At 73.8% G+C, this 19,616-nt stretch carries 6 protein-coding genes; 1 reads left to right on the plus strand and 5 read right to left on the minus strand.

All coding sequences use genetic code 11. The features are described 5' to 3' along the window. Positions 1–779, plus strand: a 779-nt coding sequence (locus tag ACYVL2_RS08950; protein WP_460542361.1) for an RNA-guided endonuclease InsQ/TnpB family protein, incomplete at its 5' end; no start/stop codon positions are given. An 80-nt stretch (positions 780–859) separates the two neighbouring features. On the opposite strand, the gene ACYVL2_RS08955 is transcribed toward ACYVL2_RS08950, so the two are convergent. The 5 genes from ACYVL2_RS08955 to ACYVL2_RS08975 are packed head-to-tail and all read right to left on the minus strand — an operon-like array spanning position 860 to position 19,614. Beyond that, positions 860–1,102: a phosphopantetheine-binding protein gene (locus ACYVL2_RS08955; protein WP_460542363.1), complete on the minus strand. Its 243-nt coding sequence runs from the start codon at positions 1,100–1,102 to the stop codon at positions 860–862. A 5-nt stretch (positions 1,103–1,107) separates the two neighbouring features. Further along, positions 1,108–2,292, minus strand: coding sequence for a hydroxymethylglutaryl-CoA synthase family protein (locus ACYVL2_RS08960; protein ID WP_460542365.1), 1,185 nt, complete (start codon positions 2,290–2,292; stop codon positions 1,108–1,110). Beyond that, positions 2,289–2,531: an acyl carrier protein gene (locus ACYVL2_RS08965; protein ID WP_460542367.1), complete on the minus strand. Its 243-nt coding sequence runs from the start codon at positions 2,529–2,531 to the stop codon at positions 2,289–2,291. Before ACYVL2_RS08965 ends, ACYVL2_RS08960 begins: the two co-directional genes overlap by 4 nt. Continuing rightward, positions 2,528–3,454 (minus strand): LnmK family bifunctional acyltransferase/decarboxylase, encoded by a 927-nt coding sequence (locus ACYVL2_RS08970; RefSeq protein ID WP_460542369.1) that lies wholly within the window; start codon positions 3,452–3,454, stop codon positions 2,528–2,530. Before ACYVL2_RS08970 ends, ACYVL2_RS08965 begins: the two co-directional genes overlap by 4 nt. Continuing rightward, positions 3,451–19,614, minus strand: coding sequence for an SDR family NAD(P)-dependent oxidoreductase (locus ACYVL2_RS08975; RefSeq protein WP_460542371.1), 16,164 nt, complete (start codon positions 19,612–19,614; stop codon positions 3,451–3,453). Before ACYVL2_RS08975 ends, ACYVL2_RS08970 begins: the two co-directional genes overlap by 4 nt. Between the last annotated feature and the right edge of the window lie 2 nt (positions 19,615–19,616).

Here is a 19,616-nt window from a genome sequence, read left to right on the forward strand (position 1 = left end):
TCAAGTTCACCAACGGCCAACTCACGCTCGCCAAACAGTCCGAACCTCTGAAGATCCGCTGGTCGCGCAGACTTCCGGTCGGCGCGGTGCCCTCCACGGTCACCGTCTCCCGCGACGCGGCCGGACGTTGGTTCGTGTCCCTGCTCGTAGAGGAGGACATCCCCACCCGGCCCGGACGCGCCGAGGCGGTCGGGGTCGACGCCGGACTGACGTCCTTGTTCACCCTCTCCACCGGTGAGAAGATCACCAACCCGCGCCATGAGCGGCGCGACCGCGAGCGCATCCGCAGACGACAAAAAGACCTGTCCCGCAAGACCAAAGGCTCCAAGAACTGGGTCAAGGCCCAGATCAAACTCGCCCGATCCCACGCCCGCATCGCCGACCGGCGGCGCGACTCCCTGCACAAGCTCACCACCCGGCTGGTCAACGAGAACCAAGTGATCGCCATGGAGGACCTGCACGTGCGTGGGATGCTCGCGAACCATCGCCTGTCGCGTGCGATCGCGGACGCGTCCTGGGCCGAGTTCCGCCGTATGCTCGAGTACAAGGCCGAATGGGCAGGCCGGACCGTGGTCGCCGTCGACCGTTGGCTGCCTTCCAGCAAGACGTGTTCGGCGTGCGGCACGCTCAAAGCATCGGTGCCGCTGTCGCAGCGGGTCTTCGAGTGCCCCGCGTGCGGGCACACCGAGGACCGCGATGTGAACGCGGCGAAGAACATTCTGGCGGCCGGGCTGGCCGTCGCAGCCTGCGGAGACGGTGTAAGACACGAACCCTCCTAGGGCGAGTGCGACTGTCGATGAAACAGGAAACCCAGTCGGGCGACCGACCGGAATCCCCTCCCTACAGGGAGGGGAGGAAGTCAAGAGCAGTATTCGCGGAGGACGCCGACGAGGCCGCGCACATCGCTGACGTCGGCGAACCGGTCGACCGGGACGGTGACGTCGAGGGCGACCATGCTGACGGTGACGATCTCGGCGCGGTCCATCGAGTCGCATCCCAGCTCGGTGAGGGTGACGTCGGGGGTGAGCAGGGCCGGGTCGATGTCGGACCGGACGGCCTCGAGCGCGGCCCGGACGGCGTCCATGACGGGGTCGGCGGTCACGGCGATCAACTCCATTCGTATCGGCGGTGGTGCGACTTCACGCCCGTGAACAGCAGTTCGGGGCCGTCCGCGGCCTCGTAGCCGCTGAGGTCGACGTCGCGGTGCTCGTGCGGGACCAGCACGTCGCGGGTCAGGGCGAGCAGTCGCTCGTACTCGGCGAAGTCGATGCGGCGGCGGGCGTCGAGGTGCGCCTGGACGCCGGTGTCGACTCCGGGGCGCAGCACGCCGCTGAAGAACTCGGCGCACGAGCCCGAGCCGTAGGAGTACATGCCGACCCGGACGGGCTCGGGGTCGACATGGTCGGCGAGGCTGGCCAGCGCGAGGTAGACCGAGCCGGAGCACAGGTTGCCGGTCTGCGAGGGGTAGACGAGCCCGGGGGCGACGCGCCTGGCGTAGTCGGCTTCGACGTCGACGCCTTCGGCGCGGGGCAGGGTGCGGTGGGCGGCGCGGACGATGCCGGCGAAGGGGGTGTGCATCGCGAGGTGGTCGAAGGTGGTGGCGGGGTCGGCTTCGGGGACGCGGCGGCGGTAGGCGCCGAGGGCGGCTTTGAAGCCGTCGAGGTAGGCGAACAGGGACTGGTCGACGTCGGCGATGTCGAAGTCGGGTCCGGGGCGGGCCGAGTCGAGCATTTCGGCGCTGCAGAGGCCGAAGGCGCCTCGGTCGAGGGTGAGCAGTCGCGGTTCGCTGCCGAGGAGCAGGGCCACGGCGCCGTGGCCGGTGGCCGGTTCGGCGTATTCGGCGCGGGCGTCGACCAGGGCGACGTCGGAGGCGATGACGAGGGCCAGTGCTCCTAGGGAGGCGCCGGAGGCGAGGTAGCCGGTGGCCAGTTGCAGGATGCCGGTGGCGGCGTAGCAGGCCTGCTTGGCTTCGAGGACGCGGCATTCGGACGAGAGGCCGAGGTGGCGGTGCACATAGGAGGAGACGGACTTGGAGTAGTCCACTCCGGATTCGGTGGCGACCACGAGCAGTTCGATGCGGTCGCGGTCGGCGGGGTCGAGCCGGTCCAGGACGGGCCGGGCGGCGTTGACGGCGTTGGTGACCGGGTCTTCCCAGGGCATGCCGACCGAGCGTGAGCGCATCTCGAGGTTGCCGAGCCGGGCGGGGTCGAGGCCGCGTCCGGCGAACAGGTCGGGCACGTCGATGCGGGCGCGTCCGGCCCACACGCCGATGTCGTCGATGCCGTGGCTCATGGCTTCCTCCTCAGCGTGTCGACCAGTGCGATGAGGCCGTTGACGTCGGGGACGTCGCTGAAGGTGCCGAGCGGGACGTCGAGGCCGAACCGGCCGGTGATGCCCTGGATGATCTCGACGCGGTCGATGGAGTCGGCTCCGAGGTCTTTGAGGTGGCTGTCGCCGTCGATCGCGTCGAGGCCGGGCAGGACGCGCCTGATCGCCTCGTGGACGGCCGGTCGGGTGTCGTCGTGGGTCATCGCGGCCCTTTCAAGGCGAGCTGCAGGGTGGTGACGGCCAGGAGCCGTCCGTCGTCGGTGATGCGCATGTCGATCGTCTCGGTGTCGGCGCCGCGCCGCGGGGCGATGTCGACGGTGACGGTCGCGTCGGCGTTCGCGTTGGCGAAGAAGCACAGTTCGTGCTCGGTGACGGTCCGTTCGGCGAAGGTCTCCTCGGGGCGGCCGACCGAGCACCACCACCGCAGGAGCGCGCGGTCGATGACGGTGAAGTAGCCGGCGAAGTAGAGCAGCCCGGCGGCGTTGATGTCGGTGACGCGGTCGACGGGGAACGCGACGCGGAGGCCGGGCAGGGCCGTGGCGGCGTCGTCGGCGGGCGCGAAGCCGCCGGTGTCGCGGGCGTGGCGGAAGCGGCGCCGCGGGGAGTGCTGGGGAGGGACGGCGGGCAGGTGCGTGTGGCGGAAGCCTTCGGGGGCCGAGGAGCGCAGGCCTTGGTTGCCGCCGGTCTCGCCGCGGGCGACCCAGCGGTTGAACGTCTCGACGTACATGGTGTCGTCGTCGCCGCCGCGGTAGAACTCGTCGAGGTCGAATTGTTCGGGCGGCGTGGCGCGGGTGATGCGGTGGAGGGCGAGCACGGATTCGGTGCCCTCGTCGAATACGGCGGAGTCGGCGTGGAGGCGGTCGCCGAATTCGAGCCGGTGCGCCTGCGTGCCGGTCGATGAGCGGATGCGGAAGTAGAAGAACGACAGGTAGGTCGGGCGGCCGTCGGCGTCGGCGGCGCGGAGCACGTCGGTGTCGCAGTGCGCGGCGACGGTGTCCCAGGTCCAGTCGCCGACGTGGCCGAAGAACCGGGCGTTGCAGCCGCTGATGGCGGGCCGGACGGTCTCGGTGCGGCGGATGCGGTTGGGGCCGAGGACGGTGCGGGTGGCATCGGTGACGCCTCTCATGACGGCCTCCGGTCGTCGAGCAGGGCGGTGATCGCGTCGGCGACCGCGCCGGGGTGGGTGAGGGTCGGGAAGTGGCCGGCGCCGGGCAGGGTCCGGTATTCGGATCCGGGGATGAGGCCGTGCAGCAGGTGGGCGGTCCGTTCGGGGATGACGGTGTCGTGCTCGCCGCGGAGGATGAGCGTGGGCACCGCGAGGCTCGGCAGTTCGGGCAGCAGGTCGGGGTCGGCGGCGAAGACGTCGAGGTACCGCAGGCCGGTCTGGGGGTCCATCGATTCGCAGCGCAGGAGCCGGGGCAGGAGGGCGGCGTCGGTGTCGGCGGCCGCGAAGTCCTCTTCGGCGACCAGGCTCAGGCGGTTGACTTCGGCTTTGCGGTTGCCGACTTTGTAGGAGCTGCCGAGCAGGAGGAGCCGGGCGACGCGTCCGGGGTGGCGCAGCGCGAGCTTCTGGGCGATGAGGCCGCCGAAGGAGGTGCCGAGCGCGATCGCCGGTTCGTCGACGCCGAGCCCGTCGAGCACGGATCGGGCGAGGTCGGCCAGGGAGTCGAGGTCGAGTCCGCCGTTCCAGGAGGTGGCCCCGACGCCGGGGTGGTGGACGGCGATGAGGCGGCACCGGTCCCGCAGGGCGGGGTAGAGGTCGGCGAAGACGCCGGCGCCGACGTTGAAGGGGCCGAAGGCGACCACGGGCGGGCCTTCGCCGCCGTCGGCGATCTCGACGGCGCCGCCGTCGATGTTCACGGTCGTGGTCTCGATTCCGGCGAACTCGGCGAGCACGGCGGCGTTGTCGCCGGCGGGGGTCTCGGCCTCGCGCAGTGACGCGGCGACGTCGTCGGGGACGATGTCGGCCGGCCGGTAGCGCGGCGGCAGCTCCCCCGGCCCGGAGACGCGGACGAGTTCGGTGACGGGCGGCCGTTCGCGCCACAGGTCGGCCAGTCGGCGCGCGGCGGTGTCGATGTCGTCGTCGCCCATGCCGACGGGCACGGCCAGGCGCAGTCCTCCGGTTCGGGTCAGGTGCGGGGCGGCGCGGACGCCGGTGCGGCGGTAGATCCACGCGGCGGTGGCCGCGTCGGCCTCGGGCGGGGCGTCGGCGTCGCGGCGCAGGAAGACGGCGTGGCCGCCGGGGTCGTCGGTCACGGGTGCTCCGGCTTCGGCGAGGGCGCGGTGGAGCTTTGCGACGCGGGTGCGGCGGGTGCGAGCCGCGGCGAGGGGCCATTCGGTGTCGTGGAGCGCGGCCGCGAAGAGGGCGCGGCGGGCGGCGTCGACGTCGTGGCCGCGTTCGGCCACTGTGGCTTCGATGGCGCGTCGCAGTTCGGGGGCGGCGACGGCGAGCACGCCGCCGCCGGCGACGCCGAAGGTCTTCGACAGGCTCAAGGTGACCGCGGCGGTCCCGGCGAGGCTGCGGCGCAGGATCTCCCAGGGGGCGGCGTCGGGGTCGCTCTCGGCGTTGTCGAGGGCGTTGTCGAGCGCGCGGGCGGCGTCGAGGACCAGCGGTGTCCCGTGGCGGCGGCACAGGTCGCGGGCGGCGCCGAGGTCGTCGAGGGTGAGCGGGCGGCCGGCGGCGGCGTTGCTGTGCGGTTCGAGGAGGACGAACGCGACTTCGGGGGTGGCTTCGAGAGCGCGTTCGAGGGCGGCGAGGTCGAAGGGGCCGGGCTCGTCGGTGATGGCCTCGGCGTCGAAGCCGTGCTCGGCGAGCGCGGTCATCCAGGTCGGGAACGCGTGGTCGTGCAGGACCGTGCCGCGCCGGTAGGGCCACAGCCGGCACAGGAGGGCTTCGGCGGCGCGTCCGGAGGGCACGGGGTGCAGGTGGTGGTCGCGCAGCCAGGGCGGCGAGGTGAGTGCGCCGTGCCGGCCGGCGGTCTCGGCGAGCCGGGCGGCGCGTTCGGCGACGGCCGGTCCGGTGTACTCGGACCAGGAGTCGGTGATCAGGTCGAGGTCGACGGCCTCGGCGTCGAGCGCGGTGACGTTGTGGTCGGCGGCGGCTAGGGCGGACTCGCGCGGGTCGGCGGTCGGCGCGGACTCGGGGGGCGGGGCGAGGCCGGGGGCGGTGGCCTCCAGGTCGGGTTCGGCGATCATGAGGATGACGTCGGCCGCTCCGGTGGTGTCGCCGGTCGCGGACTGGCACAGGTACAGCGGGTGGTTGACCGGCCGGAACTTGTTCTTGAACTGGAAGTTGCCGGGGCCGAAGGCGCCGACTTCGCGCAGTTGGCGGAGGGCCTGGGCCAGTTCGGTGTCGGATTCGCGGGAGGCGTCGGTGAGGTCGCCGCCGAAGCTGGCGCCGAAGCTGAAGACCTCGCAGCCTTCGTCGCGGAGGCGTCCCATGATCTCGACGATGGTGTAGTCGAGGCCGCCGAGCGGCATGTCGGGCGGGTAGAACTCCATGTCGAGGAGGTAGCCGCGTTCGGAGGGGATGTCGGTGACGATGACGGCGTTGACGATCCGGTCGTCGAGGTAGGTCAGGAACATGCGGTGCCGCTCGTCGAGGCGTCCCTGCTCCAGTTCGGACACGATGACCGAGACGTAGGGGTTGACCATGGTCTTGGCCTCGCCCCAGGAGCCGATGAGTCCGACGACGGCGGCGTCGGCGTCGGGGTCGGTGCCGGGGCGGTGCTCGACGACGGAGGCGGCCCCGGCTTTGGCGAAGCGGCCCACCATGTAGCGCAGGCGGCGCATGCGGGAGCCTTCGAGGGTGAACTCGGCGAGGTTCTCGAGGCGCTGCAGGGCCCCGAACGGGGTGGCCGAGAGGCGGTGGTCGCCGGCGCGGTCGAGGGGGCGCATGGACAGCAGGTTGGCGCGCAGGCCGTGGCGTTCGGCGTAGTCGAACCATTCGGCGACGGTGCCGGTGAACGCCGATTCGGGTCCGGTGTAGTTCCACGCCAGCAGGTCGCGTCCGGAGCGGGAGAAGTGGAGGAACGCCTCGCCGGTGCCGTCGAGGAAGCCGAGCGGCGCGATGTCGCGTCCGGCCAGGCCGCTTTCGCGGCCGTGCGCGGCGGTGATGCGTTCGACCCGGTCGGCGAGGTCGGGATCGGCGGCGGTCTCGCTCTTGCGGAACACGCGGGTCGAGCCGGGGTCGTCGTCGGCGGCCCAGCGGTAGACGTCGCCGGTGTCGGCGTCGTCGTCGAGGACGCCGTCGAGGCGGGCGGGGTCGACCGCGAGGTGGTCGGCGAGCGCGCGCGGGCTCGGGTGGTCGTAGAGGAGGGTCTTGGGGAGGGTGCCGAGGCGTTTCTCGAGGCGGCTGACGACGCGGAGCATGTGGAAGGAGGTCATGCCGGCTTCGACGACGTCGGCGTCGGGGTCGATGCGGGCGCCGACGACGTCCGAGATGAGCGAGGCGAGGGTTTCGGCGACCGGTTCGGCGCTGTCGGCGGGGGCGCCGTGGCGGAGCCTGGCGATGAGGTGTCCGACGGTGGCCATGTCGTAGAGCTCGGCGGCGGGGAAGGTGACGCCGCGGTCGCGGTGGAGGCGGCGGACGAGGTCCATGCGGAAGATCGAGTCGAGTCCGAGCGCGTCCAGGTCGGTGTCCGGTCCGATGTCGGCGGGGTCGATGCCGAGGATGTCGGCGAGGTGTCCGGCGATGAGGGCGAGGTCGTCGTCGGTGGTCTCGGGCGGCGGCGCGGCGGGTGCGGCGAGGGCGGGGGCCGGGGCGGGTTCGGCGGCGGGGCGCGGGGAGGCGGGGCGGGCTCGGTCGACGGGGGCGAGCCGCACGTTGGGCCGGGCGTGGTCGACCGGTTCGGGGGCGGATCGGTCGAACCAGTGGCGGCGGGGGTTGAAGACGGTGGGGGCGAGCGCCGGTTCGTCCTGCGGCTGGACGGAGGCGAGGACGACGTGGGCGTTGGCGCCGCCGAAGCCGAAGGAGCTGACGCCGATGTGGAGGGGCTCGGGCTCGTCCCAGCGGTGCGGGGCGGTGTTGAGCAGCAGCGGGCTCTCGTCGATCCGCAGGAGCGGGTTGGGGGTGTCGACGTGGAGGGTGGGCGGCAGTTCACGGTGCCGCAGGGACTGCACGGCTTTGATGACTCCGGCGATGCCGGCGGCGGCCTCGAGGTGGCCGATGTTGGATTTGACGGTGCCGATGCGCAGGCGCTGCCTGGGGGCTTCGGTGCGGCCGGTGTCGCGGTGGAGTTCGGTGAAGGCGGCGGTGAGCGCTTGGGCTTCGATCGGGTCGCCGAGCCTGGTCCCGGTGCCGTGGGTCTCGATGGCGTGGACTCGGGCCGGGTCGATACCGGCGTCGCGGTGGGCGCGGAGGATCACGTCGGCTTGGGCGGCGGGGTTGGGGGCGGTCAGCGAGTTGGCGTGGCCGCCGTGTCCGAGGGCGGTGCCTTTGACGACCGCCAGGACGCGGTCGCCGTCGGCGCGGGCGTCGGCGAGGCGGCGCAGGAGGATCACGCCGACGCCTTCGCCGCGGACGTAGCCGTCGGCGTCGGCGTCGAAGCCGCGGCAGCGGCCGGTGGGGCTGAGCATCCCGGAGCGTTCGAATGAGCGGAACAGGGCGGGGCTGAGCAGCGCGTTGACGCCGCCGACGAGCGCGAAGTCGGTCTCTTGGCCGCGCAGGGACGTCACGGCGTTGTGGAGGGCGACCAGGGAGGACGAGCAGGCGGTGTCGACGGCCATGCTGGGGCCGCGCAGGTCGAACAGGTGGGAGACGCGGTTGGCGAGCACGGCGTGCGAGAGGCCGCTGGCGGTGTGGGCCAGGTCGGCGGCGCCGGAGCCGCGCAGCGCGTCGGCGTAGTCGATGGTGGACACGCCGGCCCAGACGCCGGTGGCGGTGCCGCGCAGTCGTTCGGGGCGGCGTCCGCTGTGTTCGATGGCCTGCCAGGCGGCGGTGAGGAAGAGGCGCTGCTGCGGGTCCATCAGGTCGGCTTCGGTCGGCGAGATGCCGAACGGGGCCGGGTCGAAGTCGTCGATGGAGTCGAGGAAGCCGCCTTGCACGTCGCGGAGTTCGGGGTCGGCGAGGAGGTCGCGGCGGCTTTGCGGCGGGGGCCCGACGAGGTCGGCTCCGGTGCGCAGGAGCTCCCAGAACCGGTCGGGGTCGTCGGCGCCGGGGAATCGTCCGGCCATGCCGACGATCGCGATGTCGTGGGTGTCGGCGGCCGGTTCGGTCGGGGCGGGGGCGGCCGGTTCGGTCGGCTGCGGGGCCTGGGAGTCGCGGAGGTGTTCGGCGCAGCGCCGGAGGGTCGGGTGCTCGAAGAAGACGGTGGGGAGCAGGTCGAGGCCGAGTGTGTCGTTGAGGCGTTCGGCCAGTTCGGTGAGGGTGACCGAGTCGAAGCCGATCTCGAGCAGGTCGCCGTCGGCGTCGACTTCGGCGGGCTCGACGAGGAGGAATTCGGCGGCCGCGGCGCGGAGGTGTTCGAGGAGGTCGTCGGCGTCGGGCGCCGGGGCCTGCGGGGCGGCGGGGGCGGGCTCGGTTTCGGGGGTCGGGAGCGGCTCCAGCCAGTGACGGGACGGTTCGGTGGGGCTGACCGGCAGCGCGACGTTGGGCAGCAAGGCGTCCCAATGGGAGGCCCAGTCGGGGCGGCGGCCTTCGAGCCACTGGCGGCTCAGCGCCGCGGCCGGGTCGTCGCCGGTGACGGCGTCGGCGTCGAGCCACACGCCGTCGGCTTGGCCGAGGTCGGCGAACGCCTCGAGCGCGTCGGCGAGCTCGGGGAGGTCCCGGGCGCGTACGGCCAGTCGGGTCCGCATGGGGCGGCGGCGGCGCTGGCTGGTGTGGCAGATCGGGCCGAGGTCGGCGTCGGGACGGGTGCGGAGCCACTCGGCGGTGGCGCGGGCGTGCCGCCGCAGCGCGTCGGGGCCGCGGGCGGAGAGGACGAGCAGTGATGCCAGTGGCGATTCGGAAGGGGAGAGCGGTGCGGGGCGGCCTCGGTGCTCTTCGACCACGAGGTGGACGCCGGCGCCGCCGGCGCCGAAGGAGCTGACTCCGGCGCGGCGCGGGCGGCCGTTCGCTTCCCACGGCAGCGGCGCGCGCGGCAGCGCGAACCGTCCGTCGTCGAGGTCGAGAGCGGGGTTGACGTCGTCGAGGCGGGCGCACGGGGCGATGCGTCCGTGCCGCAGCTGCAGCAGTACGCGGGTGAGCCCGGCGATCCCGGCCGCGCCTTCGAGGTGGCCGATGTTGGCTTTGACCGAGCCGAGGGGCAGTGCCCGGCCGCTGTCGGGGACGGCCCCGCGCAGCCCGGCGAGCTCGATGGGGTCGCCGAGGGCGGTGCCGGTGCCGTGCGCTTCGACGTAGTCGATCTCGGCGGGGTCGAGGCCCGAGGCCTCCCAGGCGGCGGCGATGACGCGCGCCTGCTCGTTCGGGTTGGGGACGGTGTAGCCGCTGGTCTTCCCGGCCGCGTTCGTCGCGCCGGTGCGCAGGACGGCCCAGATGTCGTCGCCGTCGGCGATCGCGGCGCGCAGCGGCTTGAGCAGGACCGCGCCGACCCCTTCGCCGGGCACCATGCCGTCGGCGGAGGCGTCGAAGACGCGGCATTCGGACTGCGCCGACAGCATGTTCAGGCCGTCGAGGGCCTGGAAGTGGGCGGGGTGGAGGATGAGGTTGACGCCTCCGGCGATCGCGGCGTCGCATTCGCCGCGGCGAAGGCTCTCGCAGGCGAGGTGGACGGCCAGGAGCGACGACGAGCACGCCGAGTCGACGGCGTAGCTGGGGCCGGTGAGGTCGAAGACGTAGGAGACGCGGTTGGCGACCGACCAGTAGGGGGCGTGGGCGTTCGGGAAGGCGCCGGTCGGCCAGTGCTGGGCGGCGATCTGGCCGTAGGAGCCGTACATGTTGCCGGCGAAGACGCCGGTGCGGGCGACGGCGCCGTCCCCTCGGTGGCCGGTCTGCTCGAGCAGGTGCCGGGCGGTGTCGAGGAAGAGCCGCTCGCCGGGGTTGATGGCGGCGGCCTCGCGCGGCAGGATGCCGTAGCTCTCGGGGTCGAAGCGGTCGATGTCGTCGATGTATCCGGCTCGAGGCCAGTCGGCGGGGTCGGTGCCGACCAGTTCGGCGCGGCCTGGCGGGACGTCGCCGACGGCGCTGCGGCCTTCCAGCAGCAGTTCCCAGAACCGGTCGGGGTCGTCGGCGCCGGGGTAGGTCCCGGCGACGCCGACGACGGCGATGCCGTCGTCGGGCGCGGGTGCCTGCGGGGGTGGGGAAGGCGCCGGGGCCGGACGGCTCGCGGGCTCGAGCTGTTCGAGGTGGCGGGCGAGGCGGGCGGCCGTGTTGTGCTCGTAGAGGATCGTGGCGGGGAGGTCGCCCCAGTCGCGTTCGAGGCGGGCGACGATCTCCAGACCCACGATCGAGTCGACGCCGAGCACGTCGAAGTTGTCGTCGGCGTCGATCTCGTCGCGGTCGAACTTGAGGACCTCGGCGAGGACGTCGGCGACATAGGAGACGAGGTCGGCGGGGCGGGTCTCGGCGGGCCCGGCGACGGCGGTGATGACGCAGTGGTCGGTGTCGGCGCCGGCCGCGCCTTCGGGGCGGTGGACGGCGACCGCGCCGAAGCCCGCTTCGCGCAGGGCCGCTTCCCATGCCGGGACTGACAGCAGCGGCGAGTGCGGCAGCCGCGTCAGGCGGTCGGCGGCGCGCCACCATCCGGGCAGGAGACCGAACACGGCCGTCAGGAACGGCCTGGCGCTCGTGGTCTCCTCGATGACGAGGCGGCCGCCGGGGCGGAGCAGGGCGCGGACGTGAGCGAGGGTCTCGGCGAGGTCGCGGGTGGCGTGCAGGACGTGCGAGGCCACGACGACGTCGGCGGTCCCGGCCGCGAAGCCCTGTGCGGCGGGGTCCTGTTCGATGTCGAGTCGCGAGAAGCGCGCGAAATCGTAGGAGGCGGCCAGTTCGGTGCGCGCGCGTTTCACGAACGCCTCGGAGAGGTCGGTGAAGTCGTACGTCACCGGTCGCCGCGAGGCCCGGCAGGTCTCCAGGGCGGGGCGGCTCGCCGAGCCGGTGCCGGCGCCGATCTCGACCACGCGGCAAGGACCGGTGGCGGAGGCGAGGTGCTCGGCCAGGATCGCGGCGGCCACGTCGTGGAAGGCCTCCGTGCCGTCCGTTCCGGCGTAGAAGGCCGCGAGCCGGTCGGTGGAGCCGTCGGGGAACAGCACTTCGGTGCCGGCCCGTCGACCGGACATGACGTCGGGCAGGGCGTCGGCGCAGTCGCGCAGCAGTTCCGCGAGCGGACGCGGGGCCGCGTCGAGGTCCGCGGCTTCGGGGGCGTGGTCGGCGAGGGCGGCGGCGACCGCCTCGGCGAGCGGGCGCCAGCCTTCGGCGACGGTCCAATCGGGAGGGACTTCGCCGGTGGCGGGGACGGTCAGGCCGCGGCGGCGCAGCGAGGCGGCGACGAGCGCGGGGACGGCGCGGTCGAGGGCGTCGAAACCGGACCGGGCCGCCGAGAGGTCCGGCCCCGCGTCGATGCCGAGCCGCGCGTATCCGGCCGGGCCGACTTTGACGGCGACGGTCTGCACGCGGCCTGCGGCCAGGGCCGCTTCGCAGGCGGCCAGGCCCTCGCCGACTTCGATCGGCGCGACGTCGAGCCGCGCGAACCGGTCGCGGTGGGCCGCCGAGGACACCGCGCCGACGCTCCCCCAGTAGCCCCAGTTGACCACCCGCACGGCGGTGCCGACGCGGCGGTCCAGCGAGCGGGCGTAGGCGTCCTGGAAGGCGCTGGCGGCGGCGTAGGCGGCCTGGCCCGGGGAGTCGGTGAACGCGACGGCCGAGGAGAAGAACACGAGCGTCTCTATGTCCAGGCGCTCGGCGACCTCGCCGAGGTGGACCGATCCGGCCAGCTTCGCTTCCCACTGGGCCTCGACCTCGTCGAGGGTCAGGCCCGCGAGCGGTCGGTCCCGCAGCACCAGGGCGGAATGGACGATCCCGTGCAGTGCGCCGAAACGCTCCAGCGCGGTCGCGACCGCGCGGTCGACGTCGGCGCGTCGGGCGACGTCGCCGCTGACGTAGGCGACCTCGGCGCCGGAGTCGCGCAGCTCGTTCAGCGGCTCGGCGGCCTCCCGCTCGGAGCGCCTGCCGAGCACGACCAGGCGGGCGCGGTGCCGTTCGGCCAGATGGCGGCACAACCGGCCTCCGATGCCGCCGGCGCCGCCGACGACGAGGTAGACGCCGCCGTCGCGGAACGCGGCCCCGGTCCGGTCTCCGGCGGCGGCCGGGCGCAGGACCCGGCGGAGCCAGCGGCCTTCGCGCAGCGCCGCCGATCCGGTCGGCGTGCTTCGCAGCGCCGAGACCGCCGAGGCGGCGTCCATGGCGGCGGGCAGGTCGAGATGGCGGACGTCCCAGTCCGGCTGCTCGGCGCGGGCGCTCGAGGCGAAGCCCGCGAGCTCCGAGCCGGCCGGTCGCGGCGGGGCCTCGGCTCCGGTGTCGGCGGTCCCGGCGGTGACCAGGGTCAGGCGCAGGCGGCGGCCGCCGTGCTCGCGGGCCAGCGAGCGCAGCAGCGGGACCAGGGCGCGTCCGGCCGCGCCGGGCGGGGCGTCGCCGGTCTCCTGGCGGGCGAGGAACACGACGTTGTCGGCGGCGTCGCAGTGGTCCTGCCAAGGCTGCGGCCACGGGAGGGCGCGTCCTCCCCCGCCGGCGATCGCGGCGGCGGCTTCGGCGTCGCCCGGGCCGTAGTAGACGACCGTGTCGCCGTCGACGGCGGGCGTCGGCGCGTCGGCGGGGGTCCATTCGGGGGCGTAGAGCATCCCGGACGCGTCTGCGTCGGCGCGTTCGGTCCGGCGCGGTCCGGTATCGCCGTCGGCCTCGCCGACGACGAGGTGCGCGCCGGTGCCGCTGAAGCCGAAGCCGCTGACGGCGGCGATGCGCCGACCGCGTTCGCCCGGGGACCATTCGGTGGCTTTGTGGACCGGGCGGAGGCGGGTGCGTCCGAAGTCGATCTCCGGGTTGGGTTCGGAGAAGTGCAGGGTCGGCGGGAGCTGGCCGTGGCGCAGCGCCAGGAGGACCTTGTGGAGCCCGGCGATGCCCGCCGCCATCGTGGTGTGCCCGATGTTGCCTTTCACGGAGCCGAGGTGCACGAGCGGGCCGTCGGGGCCGAGGGCCTCGCCGAGGGCCTTGACTTCGACCGGGTCGCCCAGCGGCGTCCCGGTCCCGTGTCCCTCCACATAGGTGATGTCGGCGGACCAGGGGGTGCGTTCGTGGACGCGGCGCAGCAGCCGCGTCTGCGAGCGCGCGCTCGGCGCGGTGATCCCGTTGGTGCGGCCGTCGCCGCCGATGCCTCCGGCGTAGATGAGGCCCAGGATCGTGTCGCCGTCGGCGCGGGCGCGGCTGAGGGGCTTGAGCATGACCGCGCCGGCGCCTTCGCCGAGGACCATGCCGTCGGCGGTGGCGGCGTAGGGCGCGCAGGTGCCGGTGGGCGAGAGCATCCCGGTGTTGTCGCACCACCGGTGCATCCGGGAGGTGAGCATGAGGGCGACGCCGCCGGCGATGGCCGCGTCGCAGTCGCCGGTGCGCAGGGCCTCGCAGGCGAGGTGCACGGCCGTCAGCGAGGAGGAGCAGGCGGTGTCGAGGGCGACGGCCGGTCCGGTGAGGTCGAGGCGGTGCGCGATGCGGGAGGCGAGCACGGAGCTGGAGTTGCCGAGGAAGGCGTGCGCGCCGTCGGCGCGGTCGCCGATGAGGTCGAGGTATTCGCCGCTGTTGCATCCGACGTAGACGCCCCAGCGGCGCTCGTCGTCGGCTTCGGTCGATTGGCCGGCGTCGGTGATGCAGTCCCAGGCGACGCGGAGGAAGAGCCGCTGCTGGGGGTCCATGGCCTCGACTTCGAGCGGGGAGATCCGGAAGCGTTTGGAGTCGAAGGGCTCGATGTGGTCGATCTCAGCGACGCGGGCGGGCCGGGTGCGGCCGTCGACGGTGTACTCGCCCCAGCGGGCGCGGTCGCGGACGCTGTCGCGGCCGTCGACGAGGTTGCGCCAGAACTGTTCGAGGTCGGGCGCGTCGGGGTAGACGCCGGCCATGCCGATGACGGCTATGGGCTCGGGGCCGGGCGGCGGTTCGTCGGCGGCGGTGGGGGCCGGTGAGGGGGAGGGGGCCGGTGACGGCGGGGGCGGGGTCGGCGCGGCGGTGGGGGCCGGGGCCGGTTCGGGGACCGCGGCTTCGGGGCGGGCGGCGCCGGCGCGCAGGCGTTCGGATCGTTCGACGAGGGAGGCGGCGTAGGCGGTGAGGGCCTGGGGGGTGGGGTGGTCGTAGACGGCCGTGGAGTCGATGTCGACGCCGAACGCGTCGGCGACGGTCTTGGCGACGTCGACCGCTCCGACGGAGTCGAGTCCGGCGTCGCTGAACTCGCGGTCGACGTCGAGTTCGGATGGCGAGAGGTAGAGCTGCTCGCAGACGGCGGCTTCGACGACGGCGCGGACGCGTTCGGTGGTGGCCTCGGCCGGTGCGGCGGCGTCGGGTTCGCGGTCGCGGTGCGGCGTCGCGGGAGCGGGGTTCTCGAAGAGGTCGCGGTGCATGTGCGACTCGTTCTCGATGACCGGGGCCATCTCGTCGAGGCTGCGGCGGCCGAGGTTCGCTTTGAGCGTCCCGACGATCGTGGCGTCGCGGCGGGCGACGCCCGAGGCCATGGCGAGGGCTTCGTCGAGGACGCGGTCGTGGTCGGCGAACGCGACCGAGGCGCCGCGGCGCTCCAGTTCCGCTCCGGTGTAGGTGCGTCCGGTGTAGAGCATCTCCCGGGCGAGGGTGCGGCCGAATCGCTGCTCGATGATGTAGGTGGCGCCCATGCCGGGGGTGATGTCGTGGGCCACGAAGTTGGCCGAGTAGACGCTGTCGCGGGACATGACGACCATGTCGGCGTGGAGGCCGAACGCGAGGCCGCCTCCGGAGGCGTGGCCGTTCATCGCGGCGATCACGGGGACCGGGCAGGAGGCGAGGCCTTCGTAGACGAACGGGGCGTCGGTGAAGTGGGCGCTGCCGTCCCGGAGCGAGCGGAGCGCGTCACGGTCGGCGCCGGCGCTGAAGACGTCGCCGGTGCCGCTGATGACCACGGCTCTGGCGCCGTCGGCGACGGCGGCGTCGAGGCCGGCGCGGAGCTCGGCGGTGGCCTCGTCGGTGAGCAGCCCGGAGGGGGCGTCCAAGGTGAGGTGGAAGATGCCGTCGTCGAGTCGCCGCGTCCGCACGGTGCCCTCGCTTTCCCGGGTGGTGGTGGTCGCCTCGTGGGTGTCGTGCCGCCGCTTCCACTGGCCGATCCAGTGGTCTTCGAGGTCGAAGACGTAGCCGGGCAGGGAGATGCGCCTGGCCGCCGGGTGGTTCCAGTTCGGCCGGTCGGGGTCGGCGCCGCCGGTCCAGGCTTCGACCGCTCGCTGGAGTTCGGGGTCGCCGCCTCGGGCGTGGACGGCGCGGCCGTCGACGTCGCCGGAGGCGAGGGCCTGTGCCAGCGCGTCGGCGAGTTCGGCCGCGGTGGCGGCGACGACGGCGAACCGGATCGGGAGCGCTTCGCGGCCGACCTGGGTGGTGAACGCGAGGTCGTCGAGGAGCCACGGGTCGGCGTCGGCTTCGGCGAGGAAGGCGGCCATGGCTTCCAGGCCGGCTCGCAGCGCGGTCGGGGTCTTGGCGGAGAACAGGACCGGGCGGGGCCGCGGTTCCGGGTCGGGCCTGGCCGGTTCGGGCGGGGCCTCGGCGACCAGCAGGTGGGCGTTCGCGCCGCCGGCGCCGAACGCGCTCAGTCCGGCGCGGCGGGGGCGGTCGGGCGGGGCGTCCCACGGCTGCGGTGACGTGGGGAAGATGAGGCCGCCGCGCGAGTCGATGTCGGGGTTGAGCGGGTCGGCGTGGAGGGTCGGGGCGATCGTGCGGTGTCGCAGCTGCAACACGGTCTTGGTGAGTCCGGCGATCCCGGCGGCGCCTTCGAGGTGGCCGAGGTTCGACTTGATCGAGCCGACGTGGCAGGGCGATCCGCGCAGGACCCGTTGCAGGGCTTCGGCTTCGATCGGGTCGCCGAGGGCGGTGCCGGTGCCGTGCGCCTCGATGTGGCCGACCGTCTCGGGGTCCCAGCCGGCGTCGGCGAGCGCGTCGGCGATGAGCGCGGCCTGCCGGGACGGGTCGGGCACCGTCAGGCCGGCGGATCCGGCGTTGTGGTTGAGGCTGCCGCCTTCGATGAGGGCGTACACGTGGTCGCGGTCGCGGCGGGCCGCCGAGAGCGGCTTGAGCACGACCGCGCCGGTGCCTTCGCCGGGCACGTAGCCGTCGGCGCCGGCGCCGAAGGGGCGGCAGCGGCCGGTCTCGGAGAGGAATCGGCCTTTGGCGAGTTGGCGGTACTTCTGGGGGTGGGCGGCGACGTTGACGCCGCCGGCGATCGCCATGTCGATCTCGCCGGAGCGCAGCGCGGCGACGGCCAGCAGCACGGCGGTGAGGGACGAGGAGCAGGCGGTGTCCACGGCCATGCTCGGTCCGTTCAGGCGTAGGGCGTGCGAGACGCGGTTGGCGACCGAGGCGTGCATCGACGGCGGCGCGACGCCGTCCTCTTGCCACAGTTGGTAGTGGTTCCACATGACGCCCGCGTAGACGCCGACGCGGCCGGTGAGGCCGCGGGGGGCGTAGCCGGCGTCTTCGACGGCGTGCCAGGCCGTGGTGAGGAACAGCCGCTCCTGCGGGTCGCTCTGCTCGGCTTCCTTGCGGGACATGGAGAAGAACGCGGCGTCGAAGGCGCCGGGGCGGTCGAGGAAGCCGCCTTTGCGGCCGCGGAGGTCGGATGCCGCGTCGGGCCAGCGGTCGGCGGGGACGTCGGTGACGCAGTCGCGGCCGTGCAGGAGGTTCGGCCACAGGTCGGCGACGGTCTCGGCTCGGGGGTAGCGGCCGGCGAGGCCGACGATCGCGATCGGTTCGCGTGCGGGTGCGGCGGCGGGGGCGGTCGGTTCGGCGGTCGCGGGCTCGGGCGGCAGGACGTCCGGGCGTGGGCCGTGGGTGACGGCGGTGACGGACGATTCGGCGGCCCAGATCGCGTCGAGGGCCTTCCAGGCGGCGTCGGTCGCGAGGGGCGCGAGGTCGCCGGGCTCGGCGGCCGTGCCGGGCCTCATGCCGCCTTCGGTCCACAGGGGCCAGGCGATGGCCGTGCTCCTTCCGCTGCGGTCGGATCGTCGTTCGCGTTCGGCGATCAGGTCGCAGAGGAAGGCGTTGGCGTAGGCGTAGTCGGCCTGGCCGGGATTGGGGTGGAAGGCCGACAGGGAGGAGAAGACGGTGAAGTGGTCGAGCGGGTCGGCGGCGGTGAGGGCGTCGAGGTGGACGGTCCCGGTGGTCTTGGGGGCGAGCACGCGATGCAGCGCGGCCTCGTCTTTGCGGAAGTAGACGCCGTCGTCGACCGCGCCGGCCAGGTGCCAGACGCCTTTGATCGGTCCGGCGAGGCGCCGGGCTTCGTCGAGGGCGCCTCGGAGGGAGGCTTCGTCGGCGGCGTCGGCTCGCAGGTAGTGGGCGTCGGCCCCGGCTGACTGGAGTGCGCGCAGCCGGTCGCTGAGTGCGGCGTCCGGCGCGCGGCGGCCGAGCAGCAGGATCGACGCGGCGCCTCGGGCGGCGAGCGTTTCGGCGACGGCTCCGGCGAGGGCTCCCGAGCCGCCGGTGATGAGCTGCGCGCCGCGGCACGAGAAGGCTTCGGTTTCGGTGCGGACGGGAGCGGACCGCCACCGCCGGACGAGCCTGCGTCCGCCGTCGTAGCGGGTGACCGCCTCGAGTGGCGCGGCCGCCTCGTCGAGGGCGTCGGCGGCGGAGGCGTCGCCGGTGATGAGGCGGCAGCGGATCGAGGGGGTCTCGGCGGTGATGGTGGCGCCCATCGCCGCCAGCGCCTCGGTGCCGGGGCGCGGTGGTGCGGGGGCGAGTTGGACGAGGTCGATCGTGCGCGCCGGGCGCTGTGCGACGAGGGCGGTGGCGAGGTTCCACAGCCGCACGGCGGCACGGTCGCCGCCGTCGGTCTCCATGAGGATCGCGTCGCATTCGGGGCGCGAGGCCGCGGCTCGCGCGACCTGTTGGGCGTCGGTGTCCGAAGGGAGGCGGAGGAGGTCGCCGATGCGGGGGTCGTCGGCGAGGTCGGGCAGGGCGTCGCCGAGGACGATCGCGCCGCGAGGGTCGGTGCGGTTCGGCGGGGCCGGGAGGTGGGTCCATATCGGTTCGTTCAGCAGTGTCGCGGGTTCGGCGGCCGGTTCGTCGAGTGGCTCGGGGGCGTCGGCGCTCGGGGGGTCGAGGGGCCCGTGCTCGGTCTCGAGGTATTCGACGAGGAGGTCGATGGTGTTGTACTCGAACAGGAGCGTGGGGTAGAGGGTGGTGCCGACGAGCTCTTCGATCTCCTCGCCGAGGCGCAGGAGCGCCACCGAGTCGAGCCCGAGGTCGTAGAAGCCGACGTCGTCGCCGAGGTGCGCCTCGGCGGTGCCGGCGAGCCGCGCGATGCGGCCGCGCAGGTGGGCGCGGATTCCGGCCTCGCGCGGCGGCTCGGGGTCGGCCCGGCCGATCAGGCCGGCGTGGCGGATGCGTTTGCACTGCAGGGCTTGGAAGGCGGCGCAGACCCGGCCTCGTTCGTCGCGCAGCACGAGTTCGTTGGACATGAGGTCGCCGCCGCCGCGCAGCCGCTCGAGTCCGGGCACCTCGACGGTGACCGTCCCGCGCGGGGGCCGGGGCGCCCAGAAGGCGTCGATGACGAACGGCAGGTATGCCTCCGCGGCCTCGTCGCGGCGGCAGAAGGCCAGCAGCGTCGCGGCGTCGGCGACGGCGGGGTGGAGGTGGAAGCCCTGCTCGGTCTCGGGCCGGCGCAGGGCGATTTCGGCGCGCAGGGCGTCGCCGTCGTCCCAGAGCGGCCCGTCGCACCGCATGAGGTCGCCGTGGGCGACCTCGCGGCCTCGAGCTCTGGCGTAGACGGTCTCCATGTCGCGTCGGGCGGCGTCGGGGGCGGTCGCCAGTGCGTCGGGGACGTCGAGCGGGCCGGGTGCGATGCGCCCGCGGGCGTGGACGGTGCCGCTGTCGACGCCGGTGACGGTGAAGCGCCCGCCGTCCTCGTCGAGTGAGACGGCGGCCTCGAACTCGTAGGGAGCGGATTCGCCGACGGCGATCGGCTCGGGGAAGACGATGTCGCGCAGGGTGACGCCCGCGGGATCTATGTCTTTTCGGGACAGCACACGGCAGACGACGTCGAGGAGGGTCACGCCCGGCAGCACGCGGACGCCGTGGACGCGGTGGTTGTCCATGATGAAGTCGTCGGGGGCGATCGTCACCCGGCACCGTGCAACGTCCATGA

The organism is Glycomyces halotolerans (assembly GCF_054779575.1).

What these genes read in the sequence shown, in the direction of transcription:
- ACYVL2_RS08965 (WP_460542367.1), bottom strand. Translation starts at nt 2,531, where the DNA reads ATGACCCACGACGACACCCGACCGGCCGTCCACGAGGCGATCAGGCGC.
- ACYVL2_RS08970 (WP_460542369.1), bottom strand. Translation starts at nt 3,454, where the DNA reads ATGAGAGGCGTCACCGATGCCACCCGCACCGTCCTCGGCCCCAACCGC.
- ACYVL2_RS08975 (WP_460542371.1), bottom strand. Translation starts at nt 19,614, where the DNA reads ATGGACGTTGCACGGTGCCGGGTGACGATCGCCCCCGACGACTTCATC.
- ACYVL2_RS08960 (WP_460542365.1), bottom strand. Translation starts at nt 2,292, where the DNA reads ATGAGCCACGGCATCGACGACATCGGCGTGTGGGCCGGACGCGCCCGC.